Raw genomic sequence first — 15,365 nt, 5'->3', positions numbered from 1 at the left:
AGCGTTCCTTGTACCAGTGCGCGGGGCCGCTGGCCAGTGCCCGCGGTAGAATGGGTCACCTACAGCAGCACCGAGGGTCGCCATGCTCGTCCTCGTCACCGGCGGTGCCGGTTACATTGGCAGTCACACCTGTGTCGAATTGCTCGCCGCCGGCCACGATGTGGTCGTCGTCGACAATCTCAGCAACAGCAAGCCCGCGGCGCTGGAGCGGGTGCGGCAGATCGCCGGCCGCGGGCTCGGCTTCGTGCAGGCGGACCTGCGCGATGAGGCCGCGCTCGCGGCGCTGCTCGGCGACGGCGGCTTCGATGCCGTGATCCATTTCGCCGGCCTCAAGGCCGTCGGCGAGTCCACCGAGATCCCGCTCGACTACTACGACAACAACGTGCAGGGCACGCTGTGCCTGTGCCGTGCGATGGCCGCGGCCGGCGTGAAGCGGCTCGTGTTCAGCTCGTCGGCGACCGTCTACGGCGACCCGGCCAGCGTGCCCATCCGCGAGGACTTCCCGCTCGACGCCACCAACCCCTACGGCCGCACCAAGCTGTTCATCGAAGAGATCCTGCGCGACCTGCACCGCGCCGACGCCGGCTGGGACATCGCACTCTTGCGCTACTTCAACCCCGTCGGCGCGCACCCGAGCGGGCACATCGGCGAGGACCCGAACGGCATCCCGAATAACCTCATGCCCTTCATTGCACAGGTGGCCGTGGGCAAGCGGCCGGAGCTCAAGGTCTTCGGCGACGACTACGCCACGCCGGACGGCACCGGCGTACGCGACTACATCCACGTCGTGGACCTCGCCCGCGGGCACTTGGCGGCGCTGGCGCGGCTCATGGATGCGCCCGGCGTGGTCACCTACAACCTGGGCACCGGGCGCGGCTACAGCGTGCTGGAGATGGTGCGCGCCTTCGCGGCGGCGGCGGGCCGTGAGATCCCGTACCGCATCGTCGCGCGGCGTCCCGGCGACATCGCCACCTGCTGGGCGGACCCGTCGCTCGCCGCGGCGGAGCTCGGCTGGCGGGCGGCGCTCGGCGTCGAGGCCATGGTCGCCGACCACTGGCGCTGGCAGCACAACAACCCCGACGGCTTCGCGTGAACGCGCCAAGGGATTCCGCGCGCATCGCCGAGTCGCTGCCGGTGCGCGTGCTGCACGTGGTGCACGGGCTGCCGCGGGGCGGGCTCGAGAACGGCGTCGTCAACCTGCTGAACGGCCTGCCGCCGGCGCAGTTCCGGCAAAGCGTCGCCTGCCTGGACAGCCGCGGCGAGATGGCGGACCGGGTCAGGCCCGAGGTGCCCGTCCACGTGCTGAACCGCGGCCGGCATGACCTGGCCCTGCCGCTCAGGCTCGCGCGGCTGATCCGCGCGACCCGCCCGCAGGTGGTGCACTGCCGCAACTGGAACACCTGGGCCGATACCGTGCTGGCGCAGCGCCTGTCCGGCCGGCGCAGCACGCTGGTGTGGTCCTTCCACGGCTTTGCGGACGGGCATTGGTTTCCGTGGCGGCGCCGGGTTGCGAGCCGTGGGCTGGCGCTGGCGACGGACCGTCTGTTCGCCGTCTGCCGCGATGCCGCGGAGCGCTTTGCGGGCTTGGCCGGCATCCCGCAGTCGCGCTTCGAGGTGCTCTACAACGGCGTGGACTGTCGGCGCTTCGCGCCCAGCGGGCAGCGGGCGGCGCTGCGCCGGACGCTCGGCTTCGCCGACGATGAGCTGGTCATCCTGACCGTCGCGAGCCTGACGCCGGTGAAAGGCCATGCGGCGCTGCTGGAGGCGGCGGCACGGGTGCTGACGGGCACGCGGCTGCGGTTGCGCTTTTTGTGGCTGGGGGAGGGCGGCGAGCGCGGACGCCTCGAAGCGCGCGTGCGCGAGCTCGGCATCGGCGCGTGGGTCGACATGCCGGGCGGCAGCGACCGGGTGCCGCAGTACCTCGCCGCCGCGGACCTGTTCGCGCTGCCGAGCGAGCTGGAGGGCATGAGCAACGCGATCCTGGAGGCGATGGCGAGCGGCCTGCCGGTGGTCGCGCACGCGGTGGGCGGCAACCCGGAGCTGGTGGACCACGGTCGCAGCGGGCTTTTGGTGCCCGCCGGTGACTCGGCCGTCCTTGCCCGCGCCATCGAGCGGCTGGTCCACAACCACGCCGAGCGCCGGGCCATGGGCGCGGATGCGCGGCTTCGGGCCGAGCAGATCTTCTCCCTGGAGGCGATGCTGAAGCGCTACGCGGACTTCTACCAGCACGCAGTGCCGATGCCGGTCGGGTCCGTGTTGCCGTGACCCGCGCCGACCATGACGACGCAGCGCCGCTGCGGGTGCTGATGGTGGGGCCGTTGCCGCCGCCCGTGGGCGGCATGGCCACCGTGGTGCAGAACCTGGTGCAGGCCTTCCGCGGGCGGCTCGACGTGCGCGTGCTGAACAGCGTCAAGACCACCGCGGCGAACCGGCCGCTGTGGGCCGGCGTGGCCGCCCAGCTCAGGCTCTTGGGCGCGCTGGGCTGGCAGTGCATCGTCTGGCGCCCGGCCGTGGTGCACATCCACACCTGCTCTTGGTTCAGCTTCTGGCGCAGCGGCGTTGACGTGCTGCTCGCGCGGCTGCTGTTCTGCCCGGTGGTGCTGCACATCCACGGCGCGCAGTTTCACCGCTTTCTGGGTGGGCTCTCGGGCGCTCGGGCCTGGCTCGCACGGCGGCTGCTCCGGGGCGCGGACCGTGTGGTGGTGCTCGGGGCCGGCTGGCGGGAGGTGCTGGCGGACTGGGCCGACCCGGCGCGCATCGACGTGGTGCCGAACGGCGTGTCGGTGGGCGAGCAGGTGCGCCCGGCCGCGGACGGTCCGTTCCGCATCCTGTGCCTCGCGAACTACGAGGCGCGCAAGGGTCAAGCCGATCTGCTGCGCGCGGTGGCGGCGCTCGACGGCCCGCGGCCGGTGCGGGTGGAGCTGTTCGGCGTCGATGCGGAGCCCGGGCGGCGCGGCTTGCTGCTCGACCTCGCCGCCGAGTTGGGCCTTGGCGATGTTGTTGTTCCAGGGCCGGTGACCGGGGCGGAGAAGGATGCCGTGGTCGCCGCGGCGCATTGCTTCTGCCTGCCGTCCTACGACGAGGGCTTGCCCATGTCGATGCTGGAGGCCATGGCCGTGGGGCTGCCGGTGGTGGCGACTCGGGTGGGCGCGATCCCCGAGGCGCTCGATGACGGCCGCGAAGGACTGCTGTTCGAGCCCGGCGACATTCCCGCGCTCACCGCGCACCTGCATCGGCTCATCGCAGACCCCGCCGCCGCGGTCGCCATCGGCGCCGCCGGCCGGGCGCGACTGGTGCGGGAATTCAGCCTCGCGCAGACCTCGGCACAGCTCCTCGGTGTCTATCGGGCGGCGGCGCGCCCAGCGCGGGTCGGCCGACTTTAGTCGGCCGCCCCCTGCGTACGCCGCGAAACCAAGCGCGCTCGGCGCCGGTCTCAAGGCCGATGCGGACAACGAAGAGGACCCACGATGCTGATCAAGCGACCGAGCGACATTCCCGCCTCCGAGATCACGCCCAAGGCCGTGTATCTGCGACGGCGGGAATTTCTCCAGGCCGCGGCCTTGGCCGGCGTCGGCGCCGCCATCGGCGGTGCCGCGTTGCGCGCGGCGCCCGTCGCGGCGGGCGAGGCCATCCCCGACCTGCGTCCGAGCCCGCTCTCCACCGACGCGCCCCCCACCAGCCGCGACGACATCACCAGCTACAACAACTTCTACGAGCTCGGCACCGAGAAGTACGACCCGAAGGCCAACGCCGAGCAGCTCAGAACCCGCCCCTGGCAGGTGGTGGTGGATGGCGAGTGCGAGGCCCCGGGCACGCTCGGCATCGAGGACATCCTGTCCGGCTTCCCGCAGGAGGAGCGCATCTACCGGCTGCGCTGCGTCGAGGCCTGGGCCATGGTGGTGCCCTGGGTCGGCTTTCCCCTCGGCGACCTGCTCGCGCGCTTCAAGCCGACGTCGCAGGCAAAATACGTCGCGTTTGAAACCATTTACGACCCCGAGATGCTGCCCGGGCAGCGGCGGCGCGTCCTCGACTGGCCGTACCGGGAGGGATTGCGTATGGACGAGGCCATGCACCCGCTCACCATCCTCGCCACCGGGCTCTACGGCGAGAGCCTGCCCAACCAGAACGGCGCGCCGCTGCGGCTCGTCGTGCCGTGGAAGTACGGCTTCAAGAGCATCAAGTCCATCGTGCGCATCAGCTTCACCGAGCGGCAGCCGCCGACGGCATGGAGCAGCATGCAGCCCAGCGAATACGGCTTCTATGCCAACGTGAACCCGGAGGTGGACCACCCGCGCTGGAGCCAGAAGAGCCACCGGATGATCGGCGATGGGTTGTTTGCCAAGAAGCGCCCGACGCTCAAGTTCAACGGCTACGGGGATCAGGTCGCGCCTTTGTATGCGGGGATGGATTTGGCGCGGCAATACTAGGAGAGGGCCGAGGGCCGAGGGCCAAGGTCGCACTCCTCGGCCCTCGGCCCTTGGCCCTTGGCCCGTGAGCGGCGGCTCGGACGCTCGGGCAACGGTTGCGATGTCTCGCGGGCGCGTTGTCGACCTCGATACGGAGTCGGACGATCCCGATTTCGATCCCGATCCCGATCCCGATCCCGATCCCGATCCCGATTTCGATTTCGATTTCGATTGGAACACCAGGAAATCAGCTTCGCAGCGCATGATCATTGCTCCCGCAATCAGCGGCACGAGACGCCCAGACACCGCGCTTCGTTGGGTGAAGCCGTTGCTCTTCGCCGCCTGCCTCGTGCCGTTCGCGCTCCTCGTTTGGCGCGTGCTGACGGGCGCCGTCGGGCCGAACCCCGTCGAGGCCATCACGCACGACACCGGCGACTGGGCGCTGCGGCTGCTGCTCGCGACGCTGGCGGTGACGCCGCTGCGCCGACTCACCGGCCAGGCCTGGCTGGTGCGGCTGCGGCGCATGCTCGGGCTCTATGCCTTTTTCTACGCCGCGCTGCACTTCACGACCTACCTCTGGCTGGATCAGTTCTTCGACTGGCCGGCCATCGCCGCCGATATCGTAAAGCGCCCCTACATCACGGTCGGCGTCGCCGCGCTGGTGCTGATGCTGCCGCTGGCGGTGACCTCCACCAAGGGCTGGATCAGGCGCCTCGGCCCGCGCTGGAAACAACTGCACCGCCTCGTCTACGCCATCGGCGTGCTCGCCGTGCTGCACTATCTGTGGCTGGTCAAGGCGGACCTGCTGGAGCCCGGCATCTACGCCGCGATCCTGGCGCTGCTGCTCGCGGCGCGGCTGCCCTGGCGGGCCTGGCGGGCCTGGTGGGGCAGGGTACGAGCTGCTTCGGACACGGCATAGGGCAATGCCCACGACCCGACCGACGGCCGCGGGTGCCGGCTTTTTTGGCTGAGTTGCTGCTGATGCTGCGGCGTTCAGCGGTCGCCGAGAATGCCGCCACCTGGGCAGCGGGGCGCGCGGATGCGTTCCGGCTGGACCGACGGTTGCTGTGATCTATACTCACCGCGACAGCCGGCGCCGGGAACAGGATGACCGGCAGACCCAGCACCAGCACCAGCCCCGGAGCCGAGCGGCCAAGACCCGCAGCCGCACGCATTCAGGACCGCGCCGGACATGGCCTACACCCCGGGCTTCGCCTACGACCTCTTCGTCAGCTTCGCTCATCGCGCAGGCCCGGCGCCCGATCACTTAGGCTTGGCCTCCCAGACCTGAACCCAGCGGAGCCACCGCCATGCATGCCATCGAGTTTCAGGCCACCGTCCATGACGGCATCCTCCGTATCCCCCTGGAGCATCAGCGCGCGCTCGACGGGCGCGACGTGCGCGTCGTCGTGGTCGATACCGCGACCGCGGACGCCGGAGAGACCGAGACCCTGCTGGCGCGCCTGCGCCGGGTGCGTATCGCAGGACCGGCAAACCTCTCGACAGATCATGACGCCTGGGTGATCGGCGACCGCAATGATTGAACCGGTCTTCGTCGATACCGGATACGTCCTGGCGCTGGTCAACGAACAGGACCAGCATCACGCGCAGGCCTTACTGCTCGCCGAGCGGTATGAGCGCCACCCGGTCCTCGTCACCGATGCCGTCCTACTTGAGATCGGCAATGCCCTGTCGCGTCTCGCGCGACCCGCTGCCGCGCAGATCATCGCCGATTTTCGCGAATCCGCCGGATCGACCGTCGTTCCGCTGACCCCCGAGCTATTCGATTCCGCATTCGGCCTGTATCGCAGCCACACCGACAAGACCTGGCGTCTGGTCGATTGTGTCTCGTTCGTCGTGATGCGCCGGCGCGGGCTCAAGACCGCGCTCGCCTTCGACCAGCATTTCGTCCAGGCGGGCTTCGTGCTGCCTCGTCTCTGACGGGCAGATCATCGCATCGTCCACGTAAAGGAAGAACGCCCGTGCCAGTCGATTCCGGAGCTTGGAGCTTCGATTGGGGTGTGACGGTTGGTATAGCTTCTCTGTTTGCTAGCGGAGAGCATCAGCTCGACGGTCGCCCGCTCAGCCCGCTTCGACGTACTCCCGCAAGATGTCGGGATGCGCCATCGCCAACCGGGCTACCAGCAGGGCGCTGCCAGGCGGCGAAGAACGGCCCTGCTCCCCGTCCCGAACGGTGCCGACCGGTGTGCCGAGCAGCGTGGCGAATGCCGGCTGCGAGAGCCTGAGCGCGGTGCGAGCCTCGCGGAGCGCCAGTTGCTCCGGCGTGTAGCTGCGTCCCCGCTGATCCGCGGCCATCTCGGCAAGGGATTGCCGCAGCCCGGGGATGGGCTCCCCGGCATCGGCTTCGATGGCGGCGGCAACTTGGTCCAAACGTGCTTGGTTCATGGGTCGACCTGCGGAATCTGTTGCGGGCGCATGTCGGCTCGCGCCGATTTGCAGTAGAGGGCGACCAGATAGATCGCGCCGGATGCAGAGCGGTTGAAATAGATCACCCGAACCCCGCCTCGCTTGCCCTGCCCGGCACCGTCCAGCGCACCTTGCGCGCACCATCCGCCCCCGGGATCACGTCCCCGGCCAAGGGGTTGCGGGCAAGCCATGCGATGAAGGCAAGCCGCTCGGATTGGCTCCAAATGCGATCAGCCTGCTTGGCGAAGGTGGGGGTCTCGATCACCGTAGGCATGCCGGTCAAGGCTGCGGACATCCCGTCGTTGCGTCAAGCTTCGGTCATCGGCGGGATCGACGTCCGCAAACATACCTGGACTAAGGGGGCCGGCTCTGTCCTCTTTTGGCGACCTCTTTGCTGGTGCCGCAGGACTGCGCGCGGCTCGGGGGCAGAGCCGCCCAATTTCGGGGAATCGTCGGATCTCGTCGCCACTCCCTGTTTGACCTTGCTCCAACACGTACAGGTGGTACTGGATGTCCTCCAGCGTCGCGCCGTCGGGCAGGGTCTTGAGTAGGCCTTGATTTCCGCCTTGGCAGTGCTCATTGCTCGCTCCCCGGATGGGTCCTGAGCCGCGCCCGACAAGCCTAAGCGGCAGGCTCGCCGTCAGCGCCCCCGCCAGCGCGCGGTGGCGGCGTCGTCGCTGTCGCGGGCCTCGACCCAGCGCGTGCCGGCGTCGGTTTCCTCTTGCTTCCAGAACGGCGCTTGGGTCTTGAGATAGTCCATCAGGAATTCGCAGCCGCGGAAGGCCTCGCCGCGGTGCGCGGCCGTTGCGGCGACGAGCACGATGGGGTCCTCCGGTAGCAGGCGACCGACGCGATGCACCACGCGCACGCGGTCGAGCTTGAAGCGCGCCGCAGCCTGCTCCGCGATGTCTTGGAGCGCCGCCTCGGTCATGCCGGGGTAGTGCTCCAGCGTCATGGCCCGCACCGGGCTGCCGTCGTTGTGGTTGCGCATGAGGCCGACGAAGGCGGCGAGCGCGCCGCTGCCGGGCGTGCCGCGGGCAAGCTCGGCTTGCAGCGCCCAGGGGTCGAAGGGCTCGGTGGCGATGCGGATGTCGATCATGGGCGTCGCCTGTTGCCGAATGCTCTGCTGGTTGTGGTTGTTGTCGCTGCTGTTGCCATTGAGTTTCACGCGACAACAGAGGAAACGGCCCCTCCGCAGCCGGGCGGCGGAACGGCCGCGCGCGTCGCCCTGCGCCGCCGCGACGCTCTCTGCCCTTGCCGGCGGCTCGGGCCGTCGCCATGGTCGGTCGCTGAAGGGGCCGAACCCGCGCAAGCATAGACCGCCGATGGCACTGCCGCGACATCCGCTCACCCGTTGGCCGCGCCGCTTCCTGGATTGGCTCTGCGCGGGTCGGGAGGACTATCGCGAGTTCCGGGAGCGCAAGGCGACGCGCGCCTACAAGGCAAACCAGGGCACCTGCCTCATTGTTTGGCTCATCGCGGCGCTGCTGCTGCTCGCCTGCGGTGCCGCGGGCTGCCTGCTGACCTTCGGGCTGGTGGCGACCTTGATCTGCTTCAGCCTGCTGGACCCGGAATGAGCGAGTCTACTGGGAACGGGACCGGGACCGGGACCGGGGCCGAACTGCCGGCCGCTGCGCCGCGGCAGGTGCTGGACCTGCGTGCGGCGACGCTGTTGGTGATCGCGAACATGATCGGCACCGGCGTGTTCACGACGCTGGGCCTGCAGGCCGCCGGCGTGCCGGACGGCGCGGCGCTGCTGCTGCTGTGGCTGCTCGGCGGCGTCATCGCGGCCTGCGGCGCGCTGGTCTACGCGGAGCTGGCCGCGGCGTTGCCGCGCTCCGGCGGCGAGTACGTGTATCTGAGCCGGAGCTTCGGCCCGGCGGTCGGCATCATCGCCGGCTGGATCTCCGCCACCGTCGGCTTTGCGATGCCCATTGCCTTGGCGGCGATGGCCTTCGGGCAGTACGCGGCGACGGTGCTGCCTGTGTCGCCGAAGCCGCTGGCCGTGGGAGCCGTGATCCTGATCGCCTCGCTGCACGCCTTCGACGTCGCGCTCGGCGCGCGCTTTCAGGTATGGATGACGCTGCTCAAGGTCGTCGCCATCGTGCTGTTCTGCATCGTCGGGCTGTTGCTGCCGGCCGCACCGGGGGCGCTGTCGCCGCTGCCGGGGGCGGACACGCCCGCCGCGCTGCTGAGCCCGGCCTTTGCGCTGTCGCTCGTGTACGTTTCCTACGCCTATTCCGGCTGGAATGCGGCCGTGTACGTCGCTGCCGAGGTGCGCGCACCCCAGCGCGTGGTGCCGCAGGCGCTCCTGCTCGGCACCGGTGCCGTGACGCTCCTGTATCTGCTGCTCAATTGGGTATTCCTGCGCAGCACGGCGGCGGCGGAGCTGGCGGGCACCGTCGAAGTGGGCGCGCTCGCGGCGGCGCACCTGTTCGGCGCGGCGGGCGGCGCGATCATCAGCAGCATGCTCGCGCTGCTGCTCCTGTCCACCATCAGCGCGATGCTGCTGGCCGGGCCGCGCGTGTTCGAGGCGATGGCCGCGGACCGGCCCGCGTTGAGCCTTTTCGGTGCGCGCAACCGGCGCGGTGCACCAACGCGGGCCGTGCTCTTCTCGTTGGGCCTGGCGCTCGGGCTGATCCTGCTCGGCACCTTTGCCGAGGTGCTGGCCTTCGCCGGTTTCACGCTGATGCTCTCATCGCTGCTGACGGTGCTCGGGGCCATGCGGCTGCGGCGGACGGAGCCCGCGTTGCCGCGCCCGTTTCGCGTCCCCTGGTATCCATGGCCCGCGCTGGTCTATCTTTTCCTCACGGCGGCCGCATTACTAGTGGTGACGTGGAGCGAGCCGTGGCTGGTGCTGGCAGGCCTGTGTGCGATGGCCGCCTGGTGGTGGCGGCTGTCCCGGCGCCGCTCGGATGACCCGAAGATACCGCGCGATGGGCGGTGTCCCAGGCCACCGGGCGCAGGGCTCTGAACCCTTGCGGGGCTGCCTGTCTAAGCGCAAAGTGCCGGTGTGAACGACGCGCTTCGGCCGCCAGGCCAGGTCGCACCAAGAGGGTGCGTATCGCGGCGTGCGCAGCACTGAAACATGGCATGCTGCCCACCGGCGAATCCGCGCAGATGCGGTGACCGGATACCCGGGCAAGCCTTTGGCGCGGAGCTTGCTGTCCCCACTTCTGGGGTCAACTGTAACCAGACGACATAGCCCGGACCCTCCGCCGCCCGTGTCCGGACAGACAAACTAGACGAGGTGTTCTGAATGTCGATCTTCGAGCGCTACCAGGCACGCTACGAGTCTTCCCGCGAGGAGGACATGAGCCTGCAGGAGTATCTGGATCTGTGCCGCGCCGATCCGATGGCCTATGCCGGTGCGGCGGAGCGTCTGCTTGCGGCGATCGGCGAAGCAGAGCTCATAGATACGCACAATGATTCCCGCCTGAGCCGGATTTTCCAGAACAAGGTCATCAAGCGTTATCCGGCGTTTGCGGATTTCTATGGCATGGAAGAGTCGATCGAACAGCTCGTGTCCTACCTGAAGCACGCGGCGCAAGGGCTTGAAGAGAGAAAGCAGATTCTCTACCTGCTCGGCCCCGTCGGCGGCGGCAAATCGTCGCTTGCCGAGAAGCTCAAGGAGCTGATGGAGAAGGTGCCCTTCTACGCCATCAAGGATTCGCCGGTGTTCGAGTCGCCGCTCGGCCTGTTCGCACCGGACGAAGACGGGCCCATTCTGGAGGAGGATTACGGCATCCCGAGCCGGTGCCTTCGCACCATCATGTCGCCCTGGGCCGTGAAGCGCCTCCAGGAATACAACGGCGATATCACCAAGTTCCGCGTCGTCAAGCTCTACCCCTCCATTCTGGAACAGGTGGCGGTGGCCAAGACCGAGCCGGGCGACGAGAACAACCAGGACATCTCGTCGCTGGTCGGCAAAGTGGATATCCGCCAGTTGGAGCATTTCGCCCAAAACGACGCCGATGCCTACAGCTACTCCGGTGCCCTGTGCCGCGCGAACCAGGGCCTGATGGAGTTCGTCGAGATGTTCAAGGCACCCATCAAGGTGCTGCATCCGCTGCTGACGGCGACGCAGGAAGGCAACTACAACGCTACCGAAGGGCTGTCCGCGATCCCCTTCCAGGGCATCATCCTGGCGCACAGCAACGAGTCCGAGTGGCAGTCCTTCCGCAACAACAAGAACAACGAAGCCTTCCTTGACCGCGTATTCATCGTCAAGGTGCCTTACTGCCTGCGGGTCACGGAAGAAAAGCATATCTACGACAAGCTGCTGCGCCACAGCTCGCTGAACCACGCGCCCTGCGCGCCCGGCACGCTGGAGATGATGGCGCAGTTCTCGGTGCTGACGCGCCTGAAGGAGCCGGAGAACTCCAGCATCTTCTCGAAGATGCGGGTGTACGACGGCGAGAACCTGAAGGACACGGACCCGAAGGCCAAGTCGACGCAGGAGTATCGCGACTACGCCGGCGTCGATGAGGGCATGTCCGGCATCTCCACGCGCTTTGCGTTCAAGATCCTGTCGCAGGTATTCAACTTCGACCACACCGAGGTCGCCGCCAACCCGGTGCATCTGCTCTATGTGCTTGAGCGCCAGATCGTCCGTGAGCACCTGCCGCCCGAGGTGCAGGACCGCTATGTGGGCTTCCTGAAGCAGTACCTCGCGCCCCGCTACGCGGAGTTCATCGGCAAGGAACTGCAGACGGCCTATCTGGAGTCCTACGCGGAGTACGGGCAGAACATCTTCGATCGCTACGTCACCTATGCGGATTACTGGATTCAGGACCAGGAGTACCGCGACCCGGACACCGGCGAGATGATGCACCGCGGCGCGCTCAACGAGGAGCTGGAGAAGATCGAGAAGCCCGCTGGCATCTCGAACCCGAAGGACTTCCGCAACGAGATCGTCAACTTCGTGCTGCGCGCGCGCGCCAACAACAACGGCGCCAACCCGCGTTGGACGAGCTACGAGAAGCTCCGCGTCGTGATCGAGAAGAAGATGTTCTCGAACACCGAGGAACTGCTGCCGGTGATCTCCTTCAACGCCAAGGCCTCTGCCGACGACAAGAAGAAGCACGAGCAGTTCGTCGACCGCATGGTCGAGAAGGGCTACACGCCTAAGCAGGTGCGTTTGCTTTCGGAGTGGTACCTGCGCGTGCGGAAGTCCCAGTGAAGAAGGACCGAGGGCCGAGGGCCGAGGAAGTCGGCAAGGCGCCTCGGCCCTCGGCCCCGGGCGCTTGGAAACGCAAGGCTTTGGGTGAGTACGACCTTCGATCCAGCGCCCCGTACTCCGTACTCCGTACTCCGTACTAAATCCCATGTCCCATTTCATCGATCGCCGACTCAACGCGAAGAACAAGAGCACCGTTAATCGGCAGCGGTTCCTCAAGCGCTACAAGAGCCAGTTGAAGCGGGCCGTGTCCGACGCGGTCAACCGCCGCAGCATCACGGACATCGACGGCGGCGAGAAGGTCGGCATCCCGTCCAAGGATATCTCCGAGCCCATCTTTCACCATGGGCAAGGCGGTACCCGGGACATGGTGCATCCGGGCAACAAGCAGTTCGAGGCCGGTGACCGGGTGCAGCGCCCGGAGGGCGGGTCCGGCTCGGGATCGGGCCAGGGGCGCGCCGGCAAGGGCGGGCCGGGTGAGGACGACTTCGTCTTCGAGCTCTCGCGGGAGGAGTTCCTAGACCTCCTGTTCGATGACCTCGAGTTGCCGAACCTGGTCCGCAACCAGTTGCTCGGGAGCACCGAGTTCAAGACCGTGCGCGCTGGCTATACCACCAACGGCGCCCCGAGCAACATCGACGTGGTGCGCTCGCTCAAGGGCGCCATCGCCAGGCGTACCGCGTTGGGCGCGCCGCGCCGCAGCCGCATTCGCGAGCTGGAGGCGGAGCTCGCGCTGCTCCTCGCCGACGGCGTCGAGGAGACGGACCCGCGCATCATCGCGCTGCGCGAGGAGATCGACCGGCACAAGACGCGGCTCGCCACGCTGCCGTTCATCGACACCTTCGACCTGCGCTATCAGGCCTTCACGAAGCAGCCGGAGCCCACGAGCAAGGCCGTGATGCTCTGCATCATGGACGTGTCGGGCTCCATGGATCAGGTGCGCAAGAACCTCGCCAAACGCTTCTTCATCCTGCTGTACCTGTTTCTGCAGCGCAGCTACGACAAGATCGATGTCGTCTTCATCCGCCATCACACCATTGCGCAGGAAGTTGACGAGCAGGAGTTCTTCTACTCCCGGGAGACCGGCGGCACCGTCGTCTCCAGCGCCCTGAACCTCGCCCATGAAGTGATTTCGGAGCGCTATGAGTCCGGGACCTGGAACATCTATGCCGCGCAGGCCTCGGACGGCGACAACTGGGATTCCGACTCCGCCATTTGCCGCGACCTGCTCATCGAGCGGCTGCTACCGCTGATGCGCTACTACGCCTACGTCGAGATCACGCCCCGCCAGCATCAGAGCCTCTGGTACGCGTACCAGGACGTGAAGGCCGCACACCCGCACTTTGCGATGGAAGAGATCGGCGGCGCCGACGATATCTATCCGGTGTTCCGGGAGTTGTTTAAGCGGCAGGATGCGTAGAAGAAGTACGGAGTACGGAGTACGCAGTACGCGGTGGCCCGTACTTCGTACTTCGTACTTCCTAGTTCCGATCCGAGATAACTGCGACGCCTGAGAAAGCGATCTCCACCATGCCCGAGCACCTGATTTCCGACTCCTCCGAATGGAGCTTCCCGGTCCTGAAGCGCTTCGACAAGGAGATCGGGCGTATTGCTCATGACGAGTTCGGTCTCGATATCTATGCGAATCAGATCGAGGTCATATCGTCGGAGCAGATGATCGACGCCTACTCCAGCGTCGGCCTGCCGATTAATTATCATCACTGGTCCTTCGGCAAGCAGTTTGTCTCCACGGAGCAAACCTATCGCCGCGGGCAGATGGGACTTGCTTACGAGATCGTTATCAACTCCGACCCCTGCATCGCTTATCTTATGGAGGAGAACACGCTGCCGATGCAGGCGCTGGTCATTGCGCACGCCTGCTACGGGCATAACAGTTTCTTCAAGGGGAATTATCTGTTCCGCGCCTGGACCAGCGCGGACGCGATCATTGACTATCTGGTCTTTGCCCGGAACTACATTGCCGAATGCGAGGAGCGCTATGGCCAGGACGAGGTCGAGCTGCTGCTCGATTCGTGCCATGCCTTGATGAATTACGGTGTGGACCGCTACAAGCGGCCGTCGCCATTGTCAATGGCGGAGGAGAAGAAGCGCCAGGCCGAGCGCGAGACCTATCTGCAATCGCAGGTCAACGACCTCTGGCGGACGCTGCCGGTGGACCCAACCGCCGGCGGCAACGGCCCGCGCGAGCAACGCTTTCCCGCCGAGCCGCAGGAGAACCTGCTGTATTTCATCGAGAAGAACGCGCCGCTGCTGGAGCCCTGGCAGCGGGAGGTCGTGCGTATCGTTCGCAAGGTGGGGCAGTACTTCTACCCGCAGCGCCAAACCCAGGTCATGAACGAGGGCTGGGCGACCTTCTGGCACTATACGCTGCTGAACCGGCTCTACGAGCAGGGTATGGTCACCGATGGCTTCATGATGGAGGTGCTGCAATCGCACACCAACGTTGTGTTCCAGCCTGATTTCGATTCCCCCTACTACTCCGGCATCAATCCCTATGCGCTCGGGTTCGCGATGATGCGCGACATCCGCCGCATCTGCGAGGCGCCCACCGACGAAGACCGCTGGTGGTTCCCCGACATCGCCGGTGGGGATTGGATCAAGGTGCTGGATTTCGCGATGCGCAATTTCAAGGACGAGAGCTTCATCGCGCAATACCTGTCGCCCAAGCTGATACGCGATTTTCACCTGTTCCAAGTTCGCGACGACGACCGCGAGGATACGCTGGAGATTACCGCAATCCATGAGGAGGCGGGCTACCGCGAGCTTCGCCAAGCCTTGGCCGAGCAGTACAACCTGGGCAATCGCGAGCCGAACATCCAGGTCTACAGCGTCGACCTGCGTGGTGATCGCTCGATGACTTTGCGCCATTTCCGCCACAACCGCCGGCCCCTCGGGGATACGCTGGACGAGATGCTGTTGCATATCCGTCGGCTTTGGGGCTTCGATGTGCGCCTGGAGGCGGTGGATGAGGACGGTCGCGTGCAGTTGCTCGGTGAGGCCTGAGCCGAAGCGCGGCGGGGTGCTCCGCGGGTCCGCCAGCGCGGTTGCGTGGTTCCCCTGGCCAGGTCTGCCGCCGTAACGGCCTAGGCTGTCTGCCGCTCGTCCCATCGTGGCTCAGTCATAGGCGCAGCGGGTGTCGGTGCAATGCCGGCTGCGTGGACTGCGGACCTCGGGTATAGTGCTGGCTATGTCTTTGTTGCACTTCGGATTCGCGAGCGCTGCGGATCCGGCACCGAGGTTTGCCGCCATGTCCTGTCGCCCTTGCACCCTTGCCCGGTTGCCCGCTGGGTCGCAATGCACCTCCTTAGGCTCCTGCCGCCCCGCTTCCCAAC

General features: G+C 66.9%; 15 protein-coding genes. 12 read left to right on the top strand and 3 right to left on the bottom strand.

Annotated elements, in window-relative coordinates:
* Positions 1-82: 82 nt before the first annotated feature.
* The 7 genes from galE to ML01_RS03570 all read left to right on the top strand — a co-directional run bounded on the left by galE (position 83) and on the right by ML01_RS03570 (position 6,347).
* The gene (gene galE / locus ML01_RS03600) at positions 83-1,093 is read left to right on the top strand and encodes a UDP-glucose 4-epimerase GalE (protein ID WP_058554035.1); all 1,011 of its coding nucleotides are present in this window, start codon (positions 83-85) and stop codon (positions 1,091-1,093) included.
* Positions 1,090-2,265 carry a glycosyltransferase gene (locus tag ML01_RS03595; RefSeq protein ID WP_058554034.1) on the top strand — a complete coding sequence of 392 codons (1,176 nt, stop codon included), beginning with the start codon at positions 1,090-1,092 and terminating at the stop codon, positions 2,263-2,265. The genes galE and ML01_RS03595 overlap by 4 nt, the downstream gene beginning before the upstream one ends.
* A complete protein-coding gene (locus tag ML01_RS03590) occupies positions 2,262-3,383 on the top strand; it encodes a glycosyltransferase family 4 protein (protein ID WP_058554033.1) in 1,122 nt (373 codons plus the stop codon). Before ML01_RS03595 ends, ML01_RS03590 begins: the two co-directional genes overlap by 4 nt.
* A gap of 84 nt (positions 3,384-3,467) precedes the next feature.
* The gene (gene msrP / locus ML01_RS03585) at positions 3,468-4,427 is read left to right on the top strand and encodes a protein-methionine-sulfoxide reductase catalytic subunit MsrP (RefSeq protein ID WP_058554032.1); all 960 of its coding nucleotides are present in this window, start codon (positions 3,468-3,470) and stop codon (positions 4,425-4,427) included.
* 298 nt (positions 4,428-4,725) lie between these two features.
* Positions 4,726-5,325, top strand: a complete 600-nt coding sequence (locus ML01_RS03580; protein ID WP_254045126.1) for a sulfite oxidase heme-binding subunit YedZ — start codon at positions 4,726-4,728, stop codon at positions 5,323-5,325.
* Between the two features lie 391 nt (positions 5,326-5,716).
* Positions 5,717-5,950, top strand: a complete 234-nt coding sequence (locus tag ML01_RS03575) for a hypothetical protein (RefSeq protein WP_058554031.1) — start codon at positions 5,717-5,719, stop codon at positions 5,948-5,950.
* A complete protein-coding gene (locus ML01_RS03570) occupies positions 5,943-6,347 on the top strand; it encodes a type II toxin-antitoxin system VapC family toxin (RefSeq protein WP_058554030.1) in 405 nt (134 codons plus the stop codon). Before ML01_RS03575 ends, ML01_RS03570 begins: the two co-directional genes overlap by 8 nt.
* 141 nt (positions 6,348-6,488) lie before the next feature.
* Here ML01_RS03570 and ML01_RS03565 read toward each other — a convergent pair whose 3' ends face one another.
* From ML01_RS03565 to ML01_RS03555, 3 genes are all read right to left on the bottom strand, one after another.
* Entirely contained in the window at positions 6,489-6,812 is a 324-nt protein-coding gene (locus ML01_RS03565; RefSeq protein ID WP_058554029.1) for a DNA-binding transcriptional regulator, read from the bottom strand.
* 103 nt (positions 6,813-6,915) lie between these two features.
* A complete protein-coding gene (locus ML01_RS31250) occupies positions 6,916-7,107 on the bottom strand; it encodes a hypothetical protein (protein WP_371258180.1) in 192 nt (63 codons plus the stop codon).
* A gap of 366 nt (positions 7,108-7,473) precedes the next feature.
* A complete protein-coding gene (locus tag ML01_RS03555; RefSeq protein ID WP_371258179.1) occupies positions 7,474-8,001 on the bottom strand; it encodes a molybdenum cofactor biosynthesis protein MoaE in 528 nt (175 codons plus the stop codon).
* 157 nt (positions 8,002-8,158) lie between these two features.
* On the opposite strand from ML01_RS03555, the gene ML01_RS03550 reads away from it, so the two are divergent.
* From ML01_RS03550 to ML01_RS03530, 5 genes are all read left to right on the top strand, one after another.
* Positions 8,159-8,410, top strand: a complete 252-nt coding sequence (locus tag ML01_RS03550) for a hypothetical protein (protein ID WP_058554028.1) — start codon at positions 8,159-8,161, stop codon at positions 8,408-8,410.
* On the top strand, positions 8,407-9,807 hold the full coding sequence (locus ML01_RS03545) for an APC family permease (protein WP_082673921.1): 1,401 nt from the start codon (positions 8,407-8,409) through the stop codon (positions 9,805-9,807). Before ML01_RS03550 ends, ML01_RS03545 begins: the two co-directional genes overlap by 4 nt.
* A 285-nt stretch (positions 9,808-10,092) precedes the next feature.
* A complete protein-coding gene (locus ML01_RS03540) occupies positions 10,093-12,015 on the top strand; it encodes a PrkA family serine protein kinase (RefSeq protein WP_058554026.1) in 1,923 nt (640 codons plus the stop codon).
* A 145-nt stretch (positions 12,016-12,160) separates the two neighbouring features.
* Positions 12,161-13,432, top strand: a complete 1,272-nt coding sequence (locus ML01_RS03535) for a YeaH/YhbH family protein (RefSeq protein WP_058554025.1) — start codon at positions 12,161-12,163, stop codon at positions 13,430-13,432.
* Between the two features lie 110 nt (positions 13,433-13,542).
* Positions 13,543-15,036 (top strand): SpoVR family protein, encoded by a 1,494-nt coding sequence (locus tag ML01_RS03530; protein ID WP_058554024.1) that lies wholly within the window; start codon positions 13,543-13,545, stop codon positions 15,034-15,036.
* The last annotated feature ends 329 nt before the right edge of the window (positions 15,037-15,365 follow it).

Origin of the sequence: Thiohalocapsa sp. ML1 (assembly GCF_001469165.1) — a bacterium.
In the GTDB taxonomy this organism is placed as follows: Bacteria; Pseudomonadota; Gammaproteobacteria; order Chromatiales; family Chromatiaceae; genus Thiohalocapsa.
This window is presented reverse-complemented; position numbering and strand designations above follow the sequence as displayed.